16 protein-coding genes are annotated in these 19,423 nt (G+C 51.3%); 4 read left to right on the plus strand and 12 right to left on the minus strand.

The window, feature by feature from the left end:
• Positions 1-56: 56 nt before the first annotated feature.
• A complete protein-coding gene (gene pulA / locus DEF47_RS04485) occupies positions 57-2,732 on the minus strand; it encodes a pullulanase-type alpha-1,6-glucosidase (protein ID WP_012187656.1) in 2,676 nt (891 codons plus the stop codon).
• Between the two features lie 68 nt (positions 2,733-2,800).
• Positions 2,801-3,547 carry a response regulator transcription factor gene (locus tag DEF47_RS04490; RefSeq protein WP_012187655.1) on the minus strand — a complete coding sequence of 249 codons (747 nt, stop codon included), beginning with the start codon at positions 3,545-3,547 and terminating at the stop codon, positions 2,801-2,803.
• A 240-nt stretch (positions 3,548-3,787) separates the two neighbouring features.
• Here DEF47_RS04490 and DEF47_RS04495 point away from each other — a divergent pair, with 240 nt between their 5' ends.
• A complete protein-coding gene (locus DEF47_RS04495; protein WP_012187654.1) occupies positions 3,788-4,816 on the plus strand; it encodes an N-acetylmuramoyl-L-alanine amidase in 1,029 nt (342 codons plus the stop codon).
• A gap of 253 nt (positions 4,817-5,069) precedes the next feature.
• Here DEF47_RS04495 and DEF47_RS04500 read toward each other — a convergent pair whose 3' ends face one another.
• The 6 genes from DEF47_RS04500 to DEF47_RS04525 all read right to left on the minus strand — a co-directional run bounded on the left by DEF47_RS04500 (position 5,070) and on the right by DEF47_RS04525 (position 11,856).
• On the minus strand, positions 5,070-5,381 hold the full coding sequence (locus DEF47_RS04500) for an AzlD domain-containing protein (protein WP_012187653.1): 312 nt from the start codon (positions 5,379-5,381) through the stop codon (positions 5,070-5,072).
• Positions 5,378-6,064 (minus strand): AzlC family ABC transporter permease, encoded by a 687-nt coding sequence (locus DEF47_RS04505; RefSeq protein WP_012187652.1) that lies wholly within the window; start codon positions 6,062-6,064, stop codon positions 5,378-5,380. The genes DEF47_RS04500 and DEF47_RS04505 overlap by 4 nt, the downstream gene beginning before the upstream one ends.
• An 82-nt stretch (positions 6,065-6,146) precedes the next feature.
• Positions 6,147-6,983, minus strand: coding sequence for an AraC family transcriptional regulator (locus DEF47_RS04510; RefSeq protein ID WP_012187651.1), 837 nt, complete (start codon positions 6,981-6,983; stop codon positions 6,147-6,149).
• A 98-nt stretch (positions 6,984-7,081) separates the two neighbouring features.
• A complete protein-coding gene (locus tag DEF47_RS04515) occupies positions 7,082-10,354 on the minus strand; it encodes a tetratricopeptide repeat protein (RefSeq protein ID WP_012187650.1) in 3,273 nt (1,090 codons plus the stop codon).
• 103 nt (positions 10,355-10,457) lie between these two features.
• A complete protein-coding gene (locus DEF47_RS04520) occupies positions 10,458-11,156 on the minus strand; it encodes an ATP-binding protein (RefSeq protein WP_287044992.1) in 699 nt (232 codons plus the stop codon).
• Complete coding sequence (locus tag DEF47_RS04525) at positions 11,131-11,856, minus strand: DnaD domain-containing protein (protein WP_012187648.1); 726 nt, start codon at positions 11,854-11,856, stop codon at positions 11,131-11,133. The genes DEF47_RS04520 and DEF47_RS04525 overlap by 26 nt, the downstream gene beginning before the upstream one ends.
• A 315-nt stretch (positions 11,857-12,171) precedes the next feature.
• Between DEF47_RS04525 and DEF47_RS04530 the strand changes: the two genes are divergently transcribed.
• The 3 genes from DEF47_RS04530 (at position 12,172) to DEF47_RS04540 (ending at position 14,462) form a co-directional block, all read left to right on the plus strand.
• Positions 12,172-12,903 carry a hypothetical protein gene (locus DEF47_RS04530; RefSeq protein WP_012187647.1) on the plus strand — a complete coding sequence of 244 codons (732 nt, stop codon included), beginning with the start codon at positions 12,172-12,174 and terminating at the stop codon, positions 12,901-12,903.
• Positions 12,904-12,915: 12 nt separating this feature from the next.
• Entirely contained in the window at positions 12,916-13,608 is a 693-nt protein-coding gene (locus DEF47_RS04535; RefSeq protein WP_012187646.1) for a hypothetical protein, read from the plus strand.
• Positions 13,609-13,853: 245 nt separating this feature from the next.
• Positions 13,854-14,462: an FFLEELY motif protein gene (locus DEF47_RS04540; RefSeq protein ID WP_012187645.1), complete on the plus strand. Its 609-nt coding sequence runs from the start codon at positions 13,854-13,856 to the stop codon at positions 14,460-14,462.
• On the opposite strand, the gene DEF47_RS04545 is transcribed toward DEF47_RS04540, so the two are convergent.
• From DEF47_RS04545 to DEF47_RS04560, 4 genes are all read right to left on the minus strand, one after another.
• Positions 14,447-15,991, minus strand: a complete 1,545-nt coding sequence (locus tag DEF47_RS04545) for a UDP-N-acetylmuramoyl-L-alanyl-D-glutamate--2,6-diaminopimelate ligase (RefSeq protein WP_012187644.1) — start codon at positions 15,989-15,991, stop codon at positions 14,447-14,449. The genes DEF47_RS04540 and DEF47_RS04545 overlap by 16 nt on opposite strands.
• A 9-nt stretch (positions 15,992-16,000) precedes the next feature.
• The gene (locus DEF47_RS04550) at positions 16,001-17,065 is read right to left on the minus strand and encodes a lipid II:glycine glycyltransferase FemX (RefSeq protein ID WP_012187643.1); all 1,065 of its coding nucleotides are present in this window, start codon (positions 17,063-17,065) and stop codon (positions 16,001-16,003) included.
• The gene (locus DEF47_RS04555; protein WP_287044993.1) at positions 17,062-17,799 is read right to left on the minus strand and encodes a PIG-L family deacetylase; all 738 of its coding nucleotides are present in this window, start codon (positions 17,797-17,799) and stop codon (positions 17,062-17,064) included. The genes DEF47_RS04550 and DEF47_RS04555 overlap by 4 nt, the downstream gene beginning before the upstream one ends.
• A gap of 452 nt (positions 17,800-18,251) precedes the next feature.
• Positions 18,252-19,256 carry a HEAT repeat domain-containing protein gene (locus tag DEF47_RS04560; RefSeq protein WP_012187641.1) on the minus strand — a complete coding sequence of 335 codons (1,005 nt, stop codon included), beginning with the start codon at positions 19,254-19,256 and terminating at the stop codon, positions 18,252-18,254.
• Positions 19,257-19,423: the final 167 nt, after the last annotated feature.

Consider the following 19,423-nt stretch of genomic DNA (forward strand, 5'->3'; position numbering starts at 1 on the left):
GATTAAATCGAAAAGGCGGCGCAACGCTTGAACGTGTTGCGCCGCCTTTGGTTTAATTAGCGATATTCGACCCACACCACACAGCTAAACCCCGGCACGCTGATGCTGCCAAGGTTGCGATCAAAGCTCGCCTGCGCCAGCACTGGATCATAGCCATTTGCCAGTAAGGGGTGCAGTTGCAAATTGTAATGACCAAAACTGGCATCGCTATAACTTAAATCATGGTGCGAGCCATTGAAAGCCACCACAATGCGGCTAAATTGCTGATCGCACTGCTCGCCTACACCATCATCAAGCACCATCAGCACCAAACCAACCACTTGATCAGGCCCAGTATTGGGAAACCAGACTTTTTGCTTGATCAATTCAGCACTGTTCAACCGAAACAAGCCTGAGCTACGCCGAATTTGTAGCATCGTTTGAAAATGCGCATAGCTAAATGCCATATCCTCAGGGGTTGGCTTGAGTGCAGGGTTGGCTAACAACGGCCCGACCGTGGCCCAATGTTCATGGTTATCCGCCGAGGGCGGCAAGCCCGAACCCCAAGTATTCTGCTGGCCCGTCCAATCGATGCGATTAAACCAATCGCTGGAGTTGTAGCTGTTGCGATCCAGCGATTTCGAGCGCAGCAACTCATCGCCAGCATGAAAAAATGGAATTCCTTGGGCTAAGGCCACTAAACTCAAGGCCAAATTGTGCATACGCACCCGCTCGGCGATTGGCGATTCGAGCGGGGCTTTGACTTGCACTCCATCAAATAAGGTTTCATTATCGTGGGCTGAAACATAGGCAATATGATCATCAGGACGTAAACCATAGGCTGCTGGTTTGCCATTGATATACAAGTGGCCGCCCAAAGTTTGTTGGCCTTCGCAACTGAGGATTGGATACTCAGCCAAATTGCCCGCCAAACTCAGCCGCACCACATCGCTGAGCACCGCAACTTGATAATGGCGCTCAACAAACGCCCGCTGTTCGTACACATTAGGCCGATCAAGCAAGCCTGTGGCAAAGCCCTGCACTTGAAAACCAACAAAGGGGCCGCCACCCCGCGCCGCATCGCGCAGACGATCGCTGAAGGTGCCAATGCCCGTACCAGCCATGGCATATTGCGAGGCATTTTCGCCGCGTGCACCGTCGGCAACTTCGCCAAAATTCCAGCCCTCGCCATACACATAGATCGCTTTACCATCAACGCCATGCTCAGCCAACGTCAAACTATCGAGCATGGCGCGAATCGCCAACATATTACGCTTCAGATGATGGCCCATCAAATCGAAGCGAAAGCCATCAACTTTATAATCGACGGCCCATGTGCGCAGCGAATCGAGCATTAATTTTTCCATCATATGCTGTTCGCTAGCGGTGTTGGCGCAGCAGGTGCTGTTGCAAACATTGCCATCAGCATCCAAGCGATGATAGTAGCCTGGCACAATTCGGTCGAGCACGGCGCAACTGGCTTGACCACTCGAATGGGTATGATTGTAAACCACATCCATCACCACCCGCAGCCCAATCTGATTCAGCGCTTGAACCATCTCGCGAAACTCGTAGATTCGCGTTGAACCATCAGGATCGGTGCTATACGAGCCTTCGGGCGTGGTGTAATGGCGAGGGTCATAGCCCCAATTGAAGCCATCACGATCGCGAATTGGAAAAAGATAGGCTTGCTGCTCAGTCGAATCAGCAGGCAAACTGGCTAAATAGTCAAAATCAATCCGCGTGCGATCAGGCCGATGTTCTTCAATGGTGGCAATATCAAAGACTGGCAGCAAGTGCACATGGCTCACCCCGGCCTTAGCCAGTCGCTGCAAATGTTGCATGCCATTCGATTCAACTTGGCTAAAGGCTTTATAGGTGCCACGTAACTCAGCTGACACACTCGAATCGGTGATCGAAAAATCACGCACATGCAGTTCGTAGAGCACAATATCGGTGGGCTGGGTTAGGCTGGGCTTGGCGAGTTTGCTCCAACCTTTGGGTTTAAGGCGTTGGCTTTGCAGATCAACAATTTGCGAATGTTGGCTATTGGTCGATAAACTCAGCGAATAGGGATCAGTGACGCTATTTTGCTCAAATTGGCCAGTGCTCGGCACAAACACATCGACCAAAAATCGATAAAACTGGTTCTTCCAACTGGGCTTGCCAACGATGCTCCAAACTCCAGTCTGAGGGTCAAACATCATCCCACTGCGAATCGCGCGAGTTCCCTTAGCCGAATCAGCGTAGAGCAACAGACTAACTGAGCGAGCGGTTGGTGCCCACAAGCGCAAAATCGGGCGTTTCTGCTCATCGAAACTCACCCCAAGCTCGCCAGTGTAATGATACAAATCATCAAGCACCCCAGGAATTTGCAACGCCGTCGCATCGATCAAACTCTGATCATCAGCGTGATAGGCCTGCACCGCCACTTGGCCACGCAAGATTGTGGCAACCAAGTCGTGGTGTTCAGGGGCGAGGCGCAAGACTGGCAAGCCCTGCAAATGCGGAAAAGCCGCTGCCAACGTCGAATCTAAGCCCAAGGGATCACGTTCGAGCGGCAAAACCGTGCCATGCTGAATTCCCTGCGGCGTTAGCTCCAACGAACCATCAAGCGAATAATGCAACTCATAGCGAGCATTGGGGAGCGCATGAATATTCCAAACAATCGTATCGCGACGCACCCAATACGCCCGCAGCCGGTCAAGCTGCCCGACGCTGGGCTGCTCTTCAACAACAGATTGATCAAGCATCTTAATCTCCCATCACATGGGTAAACTCGTATGTATAGCACATTATATGCAACAAATTGGCAATTTGCTTAATCGTTCCAGCGTGCTTGCCACTGACCATCGGGCATATAGGCCCGCCCGCGTCCTTCTTCATCCCAGACAATCAGTTGGCGCTCGTGAAAAATAATCGTTGCCCGAGTACGCGCTACTTTTTCATCGGTTGTATTTTCATTCAAACCCCAGGCCGTGTAAATTTGGCCATTGATGCGGCTGACTGCACGGGCATCACGAAAACCCAAGCGCTGGGCAATTTGATCGTTGGTAAAGCCATGGGCCACCAAGGTCATCACTTCGCGCTCGGCAGGCTCAAGCAAATCAAGCGCCGATTGCTCATCACGGTGGCGAACTTCTTGCACCCGACTAGCAATATCGGGGTCGATAAAAGCCCGACCTTGAAAGGCATCGCGCAGCAGTGGGGCAACCATCGCTGGTAGTAAATAATTGCTTTTGCGCACATACGCATAGTGACTTAGAATGCCCGAACGCTGGAAATCGCGATAATAGGCATCATCATCTTGGATCGAATAAAACACCACTGGAATCCGCGGATGCTCACGGCGAATAATCACTGCTGCTTGAATGCCATTAAGTTCACTGGCCAAGGCCACATCCATCAAAATAGCTTGCGGCGTATGTTGAGCACACCATTCAATTGCATCCTCGCCGCTACCAGCCTCGCCAATCACGGTTATCTCTTTGGTAGCCTGCAACCCAGCAACCATCGCCGCCCGCAATGCCGGATGATCTTCAACCACCAATGTTTGGATTGTCTGCATGGGAGAATCCTTAGCCAATTATCATCAAATATATGCTCAACCTTAATCTTTGTGTCAAGCAATTAAGTGCAAAGCCATGTTAATCTTTTAATTATTGGGGATCGGGAGTCAGGGTTCGGGGTTCGGAAGGTTTTATAGACGTTAAGGCAGATGATGGTTAAAAACATGGCTCATGCAATATACAGATAACTAATCCCCGACCCCCAACAACCAACCCCTACCCATACAAGGAACCACCCGATGAAACGCTGGTCTTTGATTGTTGGCACTTTGTTCGTTGTAGGCTGTAGCGATGCTGCTATGCTTGTTGAAGCTCCCAAACCTGCTGCGGTGCAGCAAATCGCGATCGCCACCAGTGCCCCGACCAGGGTTGTGCCGACAGCGACTCCAGCACCAAGTGCGACCCCAGCCCCGCCAACTGAAACACCCGTGCCCCAACCACCACGGGTCGGAATTCAAGTTGGCCATTGGCAAACCGAAGATTTACCTGATGATTTGGCTAAATTTCGCACTTCAACTGGGGCATTTGTCAATGGGATTACCGAATCGGATGTGAACTTGCCAGTTGCTGAGCAAGTAAAAGCCTTGCTTGAAGCCGAGGGGATTACGGTCGATCTGTTGCCTGCGACCGTGCCAGTCGCCTACAAAGCCGATGCTTTTATCTCGATTCATGCCGATGGTTCGACCAGCACCAGCAGTCGCGGCTTCAAAATGGCCACCCCATGGCGAGCCTCTGAAGCCAGTTTATTATTGCTCGATAGTTTAGTTAGCGAATATGCCGCTGGCACTGATATGCCTCAAGATTCGGCGATTACCGCCAATATGCGCGGCTACTATGCCTTTAGTTGGCGGCGACATCGCAATGCCATCGCCCCAACCACCCCAGCCGTGATCGTTGAAATGGGCTTTTTGACTAATCCCACGGATCGGGCGTTTATGCTCAATCAATCAGATGTAATTGCTCAGAGCATCGCCAATGGCTTGCTGCGCTACCTCGAAGTGCGCGATCCCAATGATTTAGAAGCGCTGCGGGTAATTGAATATGCGATTCAGCGCCCCAAAACTGCCGACGTGACCGTGCATTCAGCACCCGATGCTGAGTCGCGGGTGTTACATACGCTGGAAGAAGATCAACGTTTTATGCCATTTCGCCAGCGTGATGGCTGGTACGAGGGTTTTGTGCGTGGTAGCTCGAATATTGTTGGCTGGGTGCAAGTCAGCAATATGCAGGGCACAAGCGACCAACTACCACCACCAACCGATCGCTGAGAGTCCCTCACCTCCTAGCCATCCTTCCAAGAGTGGGTTTTTAACAGTGGTTGGGTGGAATTCGCCGTAGATGTTCATGCCCTCACCCCCTGACCCCCTCTCCCGCCAAGCGAGCGAGGGGGAACCACCACATTATGACGGTTGGGCCTCCCTTCTCCCGCCGCAGTGGGAGAAGGGTTGGGGATGAGGGATCTTAAAACCCAGCCTTGGAAGCTAGCTGCCACCATCGTGAGAGAAGGGAGCGAGGGAAATGCTACAAGCTTTGCAACAGCCACAACAAACCCATGCCAGTTCCAATCGTCAGCAGCACATTATTGGTTTTCCAAGCAACCAAGGCCGCTACCAAGCCCGCAATCAAGCGCTCATTATTGTTGAGCAATTGATAACGATGCTGTTGATAGATTAAATCAGGCACAATAATTGCCATCAGCACGGCAATCGGCACAAATTGCAAACAGCGTTGCAACCATTGAGGCATGCTGGTTTTACCCGCAACGCTAATAAACGAGAGCCGCAGCAAAAATGTCACGCAGCCCATGCCAATAATCAGCAGTAAAATCATCATGCCTGCCGCCCCTCAAGATACAAACCAAGCCCAACCCCCGCCAATACACTCAACACCAAGCCCAATTTATAGGGCAGCATGACCGTGGCTCCCGCCATAATCGCGGCGCAAAGGGCCACCGCCGCCAAGCGTCGATTTTTGATCGCAGGCATGGCCAAGGCAATAAAGGTCAGTGGAATTGTAAAATCGAGTTGCCAACTAGCCGGAAATTGCTGGCCAACGAGCATCCCAACTACCGCCCCAATTTGCCAAGTAATCCACATACTGATTGCCGCGCCAAGGTAAAACCATGGTTTGTAGTGCATATGGGGCTTGCGCTGATATAGGCTAATCGCCAAAGCATAAGCCTGATCGGTCAGCAAATAGGCACTAAGCCACTTCCAGCGCTGCTTCAATTGAGCAAAGTGGTCAGCCAATGAGGCGCTATACATCACAAAGCGCAAGTTAATAATCACGGTCGTCAGGATGATCAAGAGCATCGGGGTATGCTCAGCCAAGAGCTGCATCGCCACCAACTGAGCCGAGCCAGCAAACACAATCATCGACATGGCAATAGCTTGGGGAATCGATAAACCAACACTCATCGCGGCAATGCCCGAAATCAAGGCAAATGGGATAATCCCCACGGCAATCGGCAAAAACGCGCGAATTCCAGCGCGAAAGGTAGCAGAAATTGAGTGCATGGCGCTGCTCCAAAGCTTGTAAACTACGATTTAATTGAGCATAGCTTGATCCAAGATTAATTGCTTGGATGATCTTGCTAATTTAGCCTTGGCGACGATATTGCAGTGGTGTAACGCCTAAAACCCGCTTGAAATGACGGTTCAAATGACTTTGGTCGCTAAATCCGGTTTGCACGGCTACCTCGGCCAAGGGCAACTGCGTATGTAACAGCTGTTTCGCTTGATTGATTCGCAATTGAATGAGGTAGCCATGGGGTGGCAAACCAGTTGCTTGACGAAACATCCGCAGTGTATGAAACGGACTTAAATTGACCAATTGGGCCAGTTGCTCAAGCGAAATTGAATCAGCATAGTGCACCGCCAAATATTCACGAATCGTCGTTACCGCTTTGGGGTGCAGTTGCTGGGCGCTAAGCGCTGGTTTGCTTTGAGCATGGCGAATAATGAGTTGTGCCATCGTCCAGAGCAAGCGCGATTCGCGTTCGAGCGCAGTGGTGCTGGGGTCTTCCAACAATTGATGAAGTTGAAGCAGGCGCTGCATCAAAAATGGATCATGAATCACTGGCTGAGGAAAAAATGGGGTTGCTTGATTGCGCCCAGCTAATTGACTAGCAGCTTGCTGCAAGATTTGCGCTGGTGGATAAAACATACGATAGACCCAGCCTTGGGGCGTAGCCGCATGGCCAGTATGCACCACCTGCGGATTAATCACCGCAATACTGCCAGCAGGCATAAGCCACTCCGAGCGCCGCTGATAGGTAAAGGCCTGGCCACCAGCCTCAATCACCCCAATCGCAAATTCTTCATGGCTATGCGGAGCAAAACGCTGGGTAATATAGTGGGCATGCAACAACTCCAAGTTATTCAGCACCCGATCTTGCCAAAAATGCACGGTTTCACGATTAAGCGGCGCTTGCATAGCCAACCTGCTCCTTGATTGTCTCAAACCATTAACCAAAACAGCGCCGAGCACAAGGCTTCAGCGCTGCTTTGAATTTTGCGAAGTTTAGGAGAATGCTAGCCTTTGGCCACCTGTTGCTGATCAAGCATGCGTTGGGCGGCGCTTTGCAAAGCTTCGACCCGATCATCATCGGGCAACAATTTCGCCAATTGTTTATAGGTACGCACGGCCTGACCATACTCTTGTGCTCGCATCAGCACATCGGCCAATTGCTCGTAGGCATCGGCATCTTTTTGATCGAGCGCAATCACTTGGTGATAGGAAGCAATCGCTTCTTCGTAGTTGCGTTGCTGAATTGAGAGCCGTGCAATTTCACGCAACTGGATAATTGCATCCTTGGTGCGCAACGAAAGAATGTTAAAGCTGACCAAGTGTTGACGAGCTTCGGTGTCGTTGGGCGCGATCTGCACAATTCGGTTGTACATCTCGGCAGCTTTATCAACCTTGCCCAACGTCCAATACACATCAGCGACTTGCTGAATGCTCGCCACTGCATCCTTGACCAAGCCTTGTTTGCGCTGCAACTCAGCCAATTCATCCAAGCCTACCAAGCCCTCATCAAGATAGCCGCGCCGCATCATCAGCTGGGCATGGCGCGATTTGATTGGGATATTCTTGGGTGCTAATTGCAAGCCCGTGGCCAAAATCTCCAAGGCACGGTCAAGCTGGCTTTGGCTTTCGTAGTAAGTTGCCAACTCATCAAGTTGGGTCAAGGCTTCGTTTAGGCGGCCTTGGCGGAAGTAGATATCAGCCAATTTGGTGTAAGCTTGGCGGTCGTAGGGCAACAATTGCTTGACCCGTTGCAAGGCCTGAATTGCGCCTTCGAAATTCTCATTAGCGGCATAGGCTTCGGCCAAACGCCGTTGCAACTCACCCTCGTTGAAGGGTTGGGCAAAGGCATGCTTGGTGCTCATGGCTGGCACAGTGCCAGTCACCAAAATCGCCTCGATTTTGCGCAACTGTTCGATTGAGCCAGCAGCATTACCCTCGGCAATGTAGCTATCGGCAATCGCTTGATAGACCAGCACTGGCGGAACCAAGGGATCAGCATCAATTTCGAGCAATTCGAGCGCTTGATTGAATGAGTGCATCGCCGCCGGATGTTGCTTGGTTGATTGCTGAATCAAGCCCAAGAGAAACTGAATAATCGCCCGATCAGTAATCAGGGTGACGGCGCGATATTCGGCTTGCACATCGTTAAGCTGTTGCGGATTGCTAGCCAGCTTTTGAATCAAGGCTGCGACTGAATCCCAAATCGCATCGGGGAATTCGCCCATCATGGCCAGGGCAATATTGGCTTGGGCCATCACCACCAAATCATCGGGTTTTTGCACGATAACTCGGCGGAATTCTTCCAAGGCTGCTTCCCAACGTTCGAGTTTGAGCAACACTTGGCCATATTGAGCACGTAAATTGACGCTATCAGGTGCCCATTCCAACAACTTGCGAAATTGCTCCAAGGCTTTGACGGTTTGGCCTTGGCGGAATTGTTGGTTGGCAACATAGGCCAACTGCTCAGCGGCCTCATCGCTACGGCCTTGTTTGCGTAGCACCTCAGCCAATTCAGCCCGAATGATCGTGCTATCAGCCGAAAGATCGATCAGTTTGTGATAGACCCCAATCGCCTTGTGGGTTTCGCCCCGCGCTTTGTAGGTTTCGATCAACAAATTGAGTTTGGCGAGCGCTTGATCCATACGCCCCAAACGTTCGAGAATTTCAGCCATCCGCAGGTGAATAGCATAAAACTCCAGATCGTAGCGAATAATTTCATGACAGGCATCAAGCGCCGCATACAAGAAATTTTGCTCGGCAAACGATTCGCTGGCCTCAACCAAACGCTGAATCCGCTCGCTACGGCCTTCGGTATCAATTGGCGTGAGCGGCGCAAAATGTACTTCGCCAGCAGGTGGCAAATTGGCGGCCAGCACATCAAGCGGATCAATATCGGTAAGCATCGTTTGGGGTGCTGGGCCGGTATTAGCGCTAAGCAAGGCCTCAAGGCTGGCCATATCATCGACTGGGCTGGCTTCGACGCGACTTTTGGGACTGAGGAAATCGGTGATCGAGGGCATCTTGCCCCAAGTTTCGGTCTGTGGTTCAGGCACAGCCTCTTCAGGTGGCGGCGCATTCAAAATACCCGTGCCAAGCATGCGCAATTTCGACATCATGCTGCGGTCGGTCAGCTCTTTAGCCTTGGCATTGTATTGCGCCGCTTGTTCCGCGCCCCAACGTTTGCCCTGCAAAAAGCCTGCCAAGGTTGAATACAACGAGGCTGCCCGCGCCACATCGCCTAGTTCAAGATAAATCGCCGAGGTCGCTTCGTACATATCGATCAAATCGTTGGCTTCTTCTTTGCCGATCGATTGCAAATCGACATAGCGAATCGCTTGCTCAAACTCTTGGGCAGCACGTTCCATTTGGCCCAGCTTTTGGTAGATCGTACCAATTGCAAAGTGGGCAGAGAGGGCGTATTCATCGTTATGGCTGGCAATTTCGAGCACCCGCAAGGCATCTTTATGCCGCTCAAGCTCATCGTAAATCAAGCCCAAGCTATACTGCATGTCGGCGCGTTCGGGCAGCACTTCAACCACCCGTTCATACATTTGGGCGGCTTGCTCCAGCAACCCATTATTTTGATACTCAATCGCCTCATTGACCGCGCGTTCGATTTGTTCTTTGGTTTGCAAACGACCTTGATCGGGCAATTGATCGCCTGTGGCAGCAGTGATTAAGGCCTGCCGTGCCAAATCAACTTTCTTCTTGAATTCTTGGGCCGAGAGGCTAGCAGGGTCAACATTGAGGGCTTCGACGGCGGCTTCATCAGCAGCATCGTATTGTTCAGCATCATAAAATTGCTGACCCAAATGCAAATATTCACGGATTGCGCCAGGCTTATCGCCCGATTCAGCCAGTACCATCGCCAAGCGCACGCGGGCTTCTTCGTGGCTGGGGTGAATATCCAAAATATCGCGATAAGCTCGCACTGCCTTCAAAGGCAATTTTTGGGCGATCAAGCGTTCAGCCAATTGCATAAACAACTCGATCGCTTGGTCGGTATCGCCTTGGGCGCGATAAATCTTGGCAATATATTCGGTAAAAATCGGATTATCAGGATTGCGCTTGAGCAACTCCTGCCACAATTGCAGCGCTTGTGGAAGCTTATTGGTATGAAACAACGCGGTGGCGACAGCAATCCGAGCCTGCTCGTGAGTCGGAAATTCGGTCATGGCCCGAGCAGCTTCGGTTAAAGCTTTGTTCCAATCGCCAGCACGTGAGGCAAGCTGATATTGTTCTAACGCACGGTCAAAAATTGCTTGGTTCCCTGCCATCCGAACCCCCACAGACACAAGGATGAAGAACTTCGTTGGATGAGTAGCAGATCAACAGCCAGATACTTGGACTGACGAAATGTCACTCGGCCCGTTGGCGATCTTACTTGTATCGAATGTTATTGTTACGTGTTGTTTGTCGATAGTCTTTCGCTTGGATTACGGTTTGTCTACAGAGTTCCACATCTAATAAACGAGAGGCAATCCGTGGATCAAGCTTATCTAAATCGACATTAGTTGTAAAAACCGTTGGTAAGTGATTATTATAACGGTGATTGATAATTTGGAACAATTTTTCGCGTGCCCAAGCAGTTGAACTTTCTGCACCCAAATCATCAAGTACCAAGAGTTGAATACTGCGAATCTTGTCGAAACGCTCATCGTAGGCTACTTCGGAGTTTGGGCCAAAGGTCGAGCGCAAGTAATCGAGCAAATCGGGCACGACCATAAAGATCGTCTGATACTCGCGGCGCACTGCTTCGTTGGCGATGGCAGCTGCAAGATGGGTTTTGCCACAGCCATACCCTCCAACTAAAAGCAACCAACCTTTAGGTGCTTGAGCAAACGCCTTGGCTCGGGCAAAGGATTCGTTAACCCCAACGATATGCGAGTTAAAGGTATCAAAGTTTTTGGTTTCAAAGGCCTGCAAATTACTTTGTTGCCATAGTTTATCACGTTGGCGGCCTTCTTTTTCGGCAAGTTTACATTGGCAGGTAATCAAATGGCCAAAGTTCGGGTCGTTAATCGGCACATCCATGCAGAAATAGCCAGCGCCCTTACAAATCGGACAAGTCTCCTCCATCGGAATCGCCGCTTCTTCCGAAGAGGGCGGCATATTTGCCCGTGGTATATTTGCTGAGATCGAAAAGCTGCTCGGATCGATGCGACGTAGATTCTTTTCCATCGGTTTCCCACCGTTCTAGAATGCGCCGAATGTAGCGCCAATTGCGCACATTGGCTTCAACCGCTTTGGCAATGGCTTCTTCGAGCCATACAGCGGGATATTTGGCACTAGCCTCGTGCAATTGCTCAATCAGCAGTGGCGTGAGCAGGCCAATATTTTGTTCGTAAAGCCCAAAAATGGTTGGCTGCGCCGTCGGGCTAGCCTCGGGTGCAAGCACACGCTGGCCTGCTTGGCGCTCGACCCAATGCCGATTGGCTTGGGTATTGACCAAATACCAACTAACCACGCGGCCAGGTTCGGGGCTGATTAAGTGCAGTAATGTGCCCCGCTCAACCGCCAAACCCAAGGCTTCTTCTAAAACATCGCTAGTTGGGCGCAACTGCGAGACGGCCCGCAACGATTGCGCCAGGGCACTATCGCTGCTCAGTGCATCCCACGAAACGCGTTTGGCGCGGCCACGTTGCTGGCTAACCAACCAAAAGACATGCAGGGTTACTTTGAGTTCAGCCAAGTTGCTGATTGAAGGGAGAACATCGCTAAAGAATTCTGCCGGTAGCGGCACGAGATTCTCAGTTGAGAAGCCATGAAACGCCGCCACGGGTTGCCTCCAAAAGTAGCACTGCGCGATTTATCTAGCATCAATGATACCACATGCCGCAACGCTTGCGACCACCCATCCAAGTTGATCTTCCCTCACCCCCTAGCCCCCTCTCCCGCACGCGAGGCGAGGGGGAAACCCTTGATCATGATCACGGGATCGCCCCTCGCCCGCTGCCGTGGGAGAGGGGGCGGGGTGAGGGCATGTCAATCGCACGAGCACTAAGGAACTTCTTAGGCCCAGCCAACGTTATGGCTTTAAGCAAACCTTTACTATGCAACAAATTAAGCTAGTTTTATTTGAATGGAGTGTGTCATGCGTTGGATGTTTGGTTTTTTCGCGACCTGTCTAGCTCTCTGGCAAATCTCGCCAGCCGCCGCCTGTAAAATGATCGAACCGACTCTCGATAGCGTAACCCAACAATCTGAACTGGTGGTTATCGCCACCGTTACCAAGATTGAAGGCAGCCAAGCAACATTTAGCGTCGAGGCTCCGATCAAAGGGAATTTGCCGCAAAATGATCTCGATGTGCTCAATCATCAAATTAACAATGGAGCCGATTGCCAACCAACCTTGGGCGATGGCGAGCGCTTTGCTGAAGGCAGCCGCTGGGTATTGTTCCTTGTGCCAACCACACTCGACCCTGATATCACTTGGCAAACGGCTAGTTTCGGCGATTATGGGGCGCTCAAAGTTGAGCAAGATCAAGTCAGCTATACCGAACAAGGCACGCCGCAGCAAATTTCATTACCTGATATGGTCGAAACCTTGAGCAATTATGCCAGCCTCGCCCCCAACGAATTGGTCGATCCACTACCTGGCGGCGGGGCAGCAGCACCAGCAGTTGAGCCACAAATTTTGCCGGCCCCAGCCCCTGAGTTGATCGATACCGATCCGAATGCCAACCCAGTTGCCCAAGTTGATGTTGCACCAACTATTGCACCAACTGCTGCTGCTCCAAGCTGGCTGCCGTGGGTTTTGGTTGGCGTAGGTGTGGTTGCCGCCATCGGCGCATTGATTGGCTGGCAACGCAGTCGTCGTGCCTAAGGAGTAATCTGTATGCGTTGGATTTGGGGATGTTTGATCATATTAATCGTGCTGCTGCCTGCAACTCCTGCCGCTGCTTGCTCGATGATCGAGCCAACCCTTGATAGCTTGACCCAACAAGCTGATCTGGTGGTCGTTGCTACGGTCAGCAATATCGACGGCGATCAGGCTTTTTTCACCATCGATACAGCGATCAAAGGCTCGGTCGCCAATGAACCATTAAGCGTACTCAACTATACAATTGGTATAGATCCGTCCTGTAGGTCAGAGCTAGGATCAGGCAATCATTTTGCTGAAGGCAGCAAATGGGTTTTGTTTTTAGGTCCAAATCAATTCGATGGTTCAGCTGTTTGGCAAACCATTAGTTTTGGCGATTATGGAGCACTCAAGGTGGAGCAAGATCAGGTGCGTTATCACGAGCACAGCCAAGAACAAACTCAAGCATTGGCTGATTTGGTTGGTACACTAACCAATTACAGTATGGCTGGAATGGCCACCGCTACCATTTTACCAGCAGGCCAAACCGCTGAACCAAACGCACCCAAACCCATGCCAACCGCAACATTTGATGTTGTACCAATCGCCAACCCACCGCAAACAACCGAGCCGCCAGCCAAGCAACCGAGCAACATAGCTTGGGTATTAGTTGGGATTGGTGTGTTAGCCGGAGTTGGCGCATTGATCGGCTGGCGACGAAGCCAATAAAAGGCAAAAATAGGGGTCAGGATTCAGTGGCTAGGTGATTAGGTTTTGATCCACGAAGGGCACGAAGGGTGTAGGATTAGATAGTCAAATATATTGGTGACTAAAATATAACCTTCGCGATCTTAGTGCTCTTTGTGGTTTCGTTCGGCGTACCCTTTGTCCAGCAAAAAAGTATATTTCGATCCAATGACACAGCGTGCTACAATGGTTGCTATGACAGAATTCAAGCAACGGTGCTTCGCTATATGCCATCAACCAAGTATTATGCCTATCTCCAAACTTTTCAGGTCAAACGCTTGGAACGCGATTACAAATATCTCCTCGCCGAGCCGCAATATCATGGTTTAGCCCAATTTTTCCTTGAAGATATGTATGGGCCTTATGATTTTCATGCTCGCGATACCCAAGCCCGTCGTTTGCACCAATTTATTCACTTGGCTCCTGGCCTGAGCATCGAAGATATTGAGGTAACCCTCGATTTGCTGAACTTGACGGTCAGGCTTGATCAACAAGTCGCTGATTGGCTTGAACATAATAACTTCACGATTCCGTTTACCGAGGCTCAATACGAAGAGGCCTATTATCGGGTCAACAGTTTTGAGCCAAGGGTGCGCCAAATCGAGCTCATTAACGAATCACTACGGCGAGTGCATCGTTTATCAAAAATTAGCCTGCTTGGCGCTGCCCTCAACAATACCAAAACCTTTGCCAAATTAATGGGTATGGGCGAGTTGCATCGCTTTTTACGCCGTGGCTATCACGCCCTTTTACCAGTTCAGGATCTTAAGCCGTTCCTGACAGAAGTGACCCACACCGAACTCGATCGGCTCAAACGAATTTATCGTTTGATGTAGCCCAAGCCTTGCAATGCGCGTTCAGCCTCGGCATGCTCGTTCCATTCGATATCGCCGCTGGCATAAATGATGTTGCCTTCGTGGCCTTTGCCTAGCAACAGCACCACATCGCCAGCTTGGGCGGTTGCCAGCGCTTGCTCGATGGCCGTTCGCCGATCGGGAATCAGCCAGCAATTTTGATCGATAATTTTGCCCTCAGCCTTTGCGCCAGCAGCAATTTCCTGCAAAATCTGTAGCGAATCCTCGGCTCGGGGATCTTCATCGGTCAGATAGAGCAGATCGCACCATTTGGCCGCAATTTGGCCTTGAATCGGGCGCTTGGCAAGATCGCGCTCGCCTGCTGAACCAAATACCGCAATCAAACGGCCTTGGGTCAATGGCCGCAGCATACTCATCACTTGCTCAAACGAATCGGGGTTATGGGCATAATCGACTAGCACACTAAATGGCTGGCCAAGCTCAACTTGCTCCATGCGACCGTTGATGCCTGGAATTGCCTCAAGCCGCTGAATCGCCGCCGCCAGATCAACGCCTCGCGCCAAACAGACACTGAGCGCTGCTAACACGTTGTAAACATAAAATGTGCCAACCAATTGCAAATTGAGCGCAAAGTTACCTTGCGGCGTAATTGCGGTAAACCGCAAGCCCTTGCTAGTTGAGACAATTTCGGTAGCCCGAAGATCAGCCTCAGCATGAATTGCATAGCTCAAATGCCGCACTTGCTCGCCAGCCGCTGCCCGAAATTGGGCCGCATGGGGATCATCGGCATTAACGATTGCGACTTTTTCGACTGGCGTTGGTTGGCCAAGAATCGATTTTTGGCTGGGGCTAGTGGCGAGCAACTGAAATAATTGAGCTTTATCAGCACGATATTGCTCAACGGTGCCATGATAATCAAGGTGTTCGTGGGTAACGTTGGTAATCAAGGCCACATCATAGGCACAATCGCCCAGCCGATTCCAACGGGGCGAGAGGCCATGCGACGTGCTTTCGACCACAGCATAGCGACAACCAGCCTCGACCATCTCGCGCAACATGGCCTGAATTTCCAAGGCTTCGGGGGTCGATTGGCGGGTTTTGTTGGCCCATTGGCGCTGGCCAATTTTAAAATCGACAGTGCTCATAAAGCCCACCAACTCGCCGCTAGCTTCTAGGGCGGCTGCGGTTAAAAAGGTGGTGGTGGTTTTGCCCTTTGAGCCGGTAATGCCTACCACTTCTAATTGCTGGGCGGGGTAATCGTAAAAGGCGGCGGCAATCGGCGAAAGCGCAACCTTGGCATCGGCAACCAAAGCCGAGGGAATAGTGGCAGGCGGCGCTTGATGAGGATCATCATAGACCACTGCCACCGCGCCTTGCTCCAAGGCCGTTGCAATATAACGATGACCATCAACATGTACCCCTTTGATCGCCACAAACAGCGCTCCAGGTGTAACTTTGCGCGAATCGTAAGCTACATTGCTAATTGCAACGTGGTGATCGCCAGAAGCTTGATGGGTAACATGCAGCAAAAGTTCAGCGAACGATTTCATTGATTGTTCCTATTCAGAGCGGCGACGCTGCCAAAGCCAATACGCCGGACGCAAGAAAACGCGATCATAGGCTGGCAGATAGCGGACTGGTTGACCGCCCCAGCCTTTTTTAAAGCGATAGACTCCCGCCATGCCCGTCGCTTGGGCCGCTTGATCCAAGCGTTCACGTTCCGCTGGGTCAGTCGTGGCTTCAAGCGCTAAAAAGGCCTCGGGAATACCCCAAAAATCGTAGAGCGTGCAGCCACGTTGCTTCGCCCAAGTAATCGCCGCCCATTGCAAAGCATGGCTGGCGGCAAATTTCAAGCCTTCTTCATTGGTGCCGCTATACATATATTGCGCTTCAGTGCCTTGGGCAAACACCAAAAAGCTGCCAATCACCCGACCTTCGCGCTCAGCAATTAGCAAACGTGCCGCGCCATCAGCCTGATCACCGCCAAACAAGCGCCAAGCCTGCGCATAATACTCGCGGCTGTGAATGCCAAAATTAGCGCGTTGGCTGGTCGCTTGCATAATCGCATAAAACTGATCGAGATCGGCTTCGGTTGTGCCAACTCGAATGCTTACGCCCTGTCGCTCAGCGCGGCGCACATCGGCGCGATGGCCTTTGCTACATTGGGCTTGCAAGCTCGCCAACTCTGGCTGGAGATCGAGGTGAATTGAGGCGCTTGGCTGCATACTCCGCGATTGCTCGTAGCCCGCCAGCAACAACTCAGAATGCAGTTGATCAGCGGCTCCAGCATCGAGCAAATTTGGCTCCAAGCGCAAAAAGGCTGCCCAACGTTTGCGAGCCAAACGCTCTAAGCTTTGCAACAACAACCGATTAGCGGCCTGATCAGCCGACCAAACTGGGCCACGCGGCACATAGGCCACCCGCAAACCATATTGCGAACGCCACAACACTTGTGCTCCGGCGCAAAAGCCATGCTGATTGTAGATTGCGATGCGTTGCGGTTGCCAGCCAAATTGGGCTTTGAGTTGGCCCCATTCAGCGCGTTGCAAAAGATGCACAGCGGGATTGGCTGCTAGTTCTGCCGACCATTGAGCGGCATCAAGCTCGCGTAGCGCAAAACTCACACCAGGCCTCCCCGCCATAAGCGTTCAGCAAAACCTTGTTCGGCAACACTCGCTGCATACGTGCTCAGCTCTTGCTCCATCGCCGCAACTGTGCCAAATAATTCAAAGATTTGGCTGGCATAATCGGCAACTGAGGCCAATTTGATCGCCAAGGTTTGATCGATCGCAATCACTTGATCGAGAGTTGGTTGGACTTGGGCTAAGCGTTGGTCACGAGCATTATTGCGGGCCGAATAGGGCAAATCTTCATACCAGCGCACATTTGAAAGCACCTTGGCTGCCACGCCATGGGTAATTTGATGATCGACATGATTGCCAACCGCCAAGGGTGCATACCAAATCGCGTCGGGATATTGCTGGACGAGAGCCTGAAGTTGGGTGGTGAGACTAGCCCAGAGCAAATCGTCGGCGATCGGTGTGCCAAAAATAGCGGCGGCTGAATCATAGCCAGCATGGCGATAAATTGCATCGTGTTGCTCAAGAAACAGCAAATCGGCTCCGAGGCGATTGGCGGCGGCTTGATCTTCAGCGCGACGAATCGCAATTGGGTCACTGGCAGCACCCCAACGTTCGTGCAGATACGCTGCAAATTGATTGAGTTCGCCACTGGGCGGAGCGCTACAAATGGTGACGATCAAACAACGTTCGCCAGCAGCATGCCAACCAGCCAATGCTCCGCCCAGCGAGAGCGCCGCATCATCGAAATGCGGTGATAAACAAATGTGTTGATACATAAGAACATAGAACATAGAACATAGAGCATCGCTGCCTTATGAGTATGTTCGGCTCCTTATTACTAGATGGGGGTCGGGGGCTAGGAATCGGTACAGAGGCAAAGAGCTTTGTTTTAAGCCACGAATTGCACGAATTTCACTAATTATTCTTCTATACCTATAGCCGATCCCTAGCCCTTAACAACCAGCCTCCACATTAAAACCACAAAGGAGACAAAGAGTACAAAGCATAATTGTATGTTCTATGCTCTATGTGTAATGGATTATGAGGTTAACAACGGCCAGCATGCCTTCACCCCCTAGCCCTCTCTCCCGCCGCAGTGGGAGAGGGGCTGGGGGTGAGGGCACGTTACATATGTTCTTCACATCCTCTGCGCTAAAAATCTCATCCCCAATTCCTAACTACCGAACCTCCAATTTTGCCTTTTGATTTTTGCCTTCTGACTTTATGCTTACTCGTCCTCGTCATCGCCATACCAATATTCGTCCTCGTCCTCATCGTCGTCGAGGGGCAAGGATTGTATGGGATCGTCGAAGAATTGCAATTCTTTGAGTGCTTCGGCAGCGGCTTCACGCCGAACACCCTCTGAATCGTTGACTAATTGTTCGAGAAAGCGTCGCGCAGCAGCGCCACCAATTTGGCCCAATGCCCAAATCGCAGTTGTAGCAACTTCAACATCACCATCAGCAGTAGCCCGCGCCACGTGGTTGACAATCGATTCGGCTAAATCGCCAAGCTCACCAGCGGCCCGCACTGCCTCAAAACGTAACAATGGCTCATGGGAACGCAAACTAGCTGTAATTGTTGGCAACCATTGATCTAAGCCAGTGCGACCCATGGCACAAAGCGCGGCGGCCTGCCAACCATCATCAAGTCGTTGGTGAGCTGCCCCAATTTCCTGATTGACTCGTGGATCGCTATCGGCCAAGTAGCCCAAGGTTTCCAACAAGCGTTGGCGTACCAAGGTCGAGGTTTGGCGATCATCAAAAACGGCCCAGAGCGTTTGCAATAATTCATTACTGGTACGCTGATCGAGATTGCCTTCGCCTGCGCGTAAAGCCCAAGCACCAAGCGTGATCGCCGCATTAGCTCGCACCCCATCATCGGGATCGGTTGTAAGCAATTCGCTTAAACGGCGCAAACTTGAGCGGCGGGTATCTTCGGCCATACCTTTGACTGCTGCAATGCGAATTGCAGGATCTTGGTCGGTCAGCAAAATGCTAAATACGGCGCGAAAATCAAGCTCAAGGCTGGCCTCACCAACCTCTTGCATCGCTTGAGCCAAATTACGCCGATGACTTGGCTCGATGCGCAGCCATTCAATTTCAAAAATCTCAGTTTCATCTTGGTCAAGGTCGTTAAAAACTTTGAGTTCACTCAAGACAATTGGGCGATTATGGTCGCCAATTTCGGCCAAGGCTTCCTCAATATCGCGTTCATTTTGTTCTTCAGTCATAGGTCACCTTCGTGATAGCATTGCGTTTAAGTCTACCACGGATACTGTTTGCTCAGCCCGCTTCCACGTTGTGGACGAGACGTACAGGAGGTGGTTTTTAAACAAATTATTAGCAGAATTCAAGGATGGTACTCACCACCCTTCCGTCCCGCCTCAAGGCGGGAGAC

It is taken from the genome of Herpetosiphon sp. (assembly GCF_003512625.1).
Lineage (GTDB): Bacteria > Chloroflexota > Chloroflexia > Chloroflexales > Herpetosiphonaceae > Herpetosiphon > Herpetosiphon aurantiacus.

Bases quoted from the DNA above. Each gene is read 5' to 3' on its own strand.
- DEF47_RS04505 (WP_012187652.1), bottom strand. From the start codon at position 6,064: ATGCACTCAATTTCTGCTACCTTTCGCGCTGGAATTCGCGCGTTTTTG.
- DEF47_RS04530 (WP_012187647.1), top strand. From the start codon at position 12,172: ATGCGTTGGATGTTTGGTTTTTTCGCGACCTGTCTAGCTCTCTGGCAA.
- DEF47_RS04490 (WP_012187655.1), bottom strand. From the start codon at position 3,547: ATGCAGACAATCCAAACATTGGTGGTTGAAGATCATCCGGCATTGCGG.
- DEF47_RS04495 (WP_012187654.1), top strand. From the start codon at position 3,788: ATGAAACGCTGGTCTTTGATTGTTGGCACTTTGTTCGTTGTAGGCTGT.
- DEF47_RS04510 (WP_012187651.1), bottom strand. From the start codon at position 6,983: ATGCAAGCGCCGCTTAATCGTGAAACCGTGCATTTTTGGCAAGATCGG.
- pulA (WP_012187656.1), bottom strand. From the start codon at position 2,732: ATGCTTGATCAATCTGTTGTTGAAGAGCAGCCCAGCGTCGGGCAGCTT.
- DEF47_RS04555 (WP_287044993.1), bottom strand. From the start codon at position 17,799: ATGTATCAACACATTTGTTTATCACCGCATTTCGATGATGCGGCGCTC.
- DEF47_RS04545 (WP_012187644.1), bottom strand. From the start codon at position 15,991: ATGAAATCGTTCGCTGAACTTTTGCTGCATGTTACCCATCAAGCTTCT.
- DEF47_RS04535 (WP_012187646.1), top strand. From the start codon at position 12,916: ATGCGTTGGATTTGGGGATGTTTGATCATATTAATCGTGCTGCTGCCT.
- DEF47_RS04500 (WP_012187653.1), bottom strand. From the start codon at position 5,381: ATGATGATTTTACTGCTGATTATTGGCATGGGCTGCGTGACATTTTTG.
- DEF47_RS04520 (WP_287044992.1), bottom strand. From the start codon at position 11,156: ATGGAGGAGACTTGTCCGATTTGTAAGGGCGCTGGCTATTTCTGCATG.
- DEF47_RS04560 (WP_012187641.1), bottom strand. From the start codon at position 19,256: ATGACTGAAGAACAAAATGAACGCGATATTGAGGAAGCCTTGGCCGAA.
- DEF47_RS04515 (WP_012187650.1), bottom strand. From the start codon at position 10,354: ATGGCAGGGAACCAAGCAATTTTTGACCGTGCGTTAGAACAATATCAG.
- DEF47_RS04540 (WP_012187645.1), top strand. From the start codon at position 13,854: ATGCCATCAACCAAGTATTATGCCTATCTCCAAACTTTTCAGGTCAAA.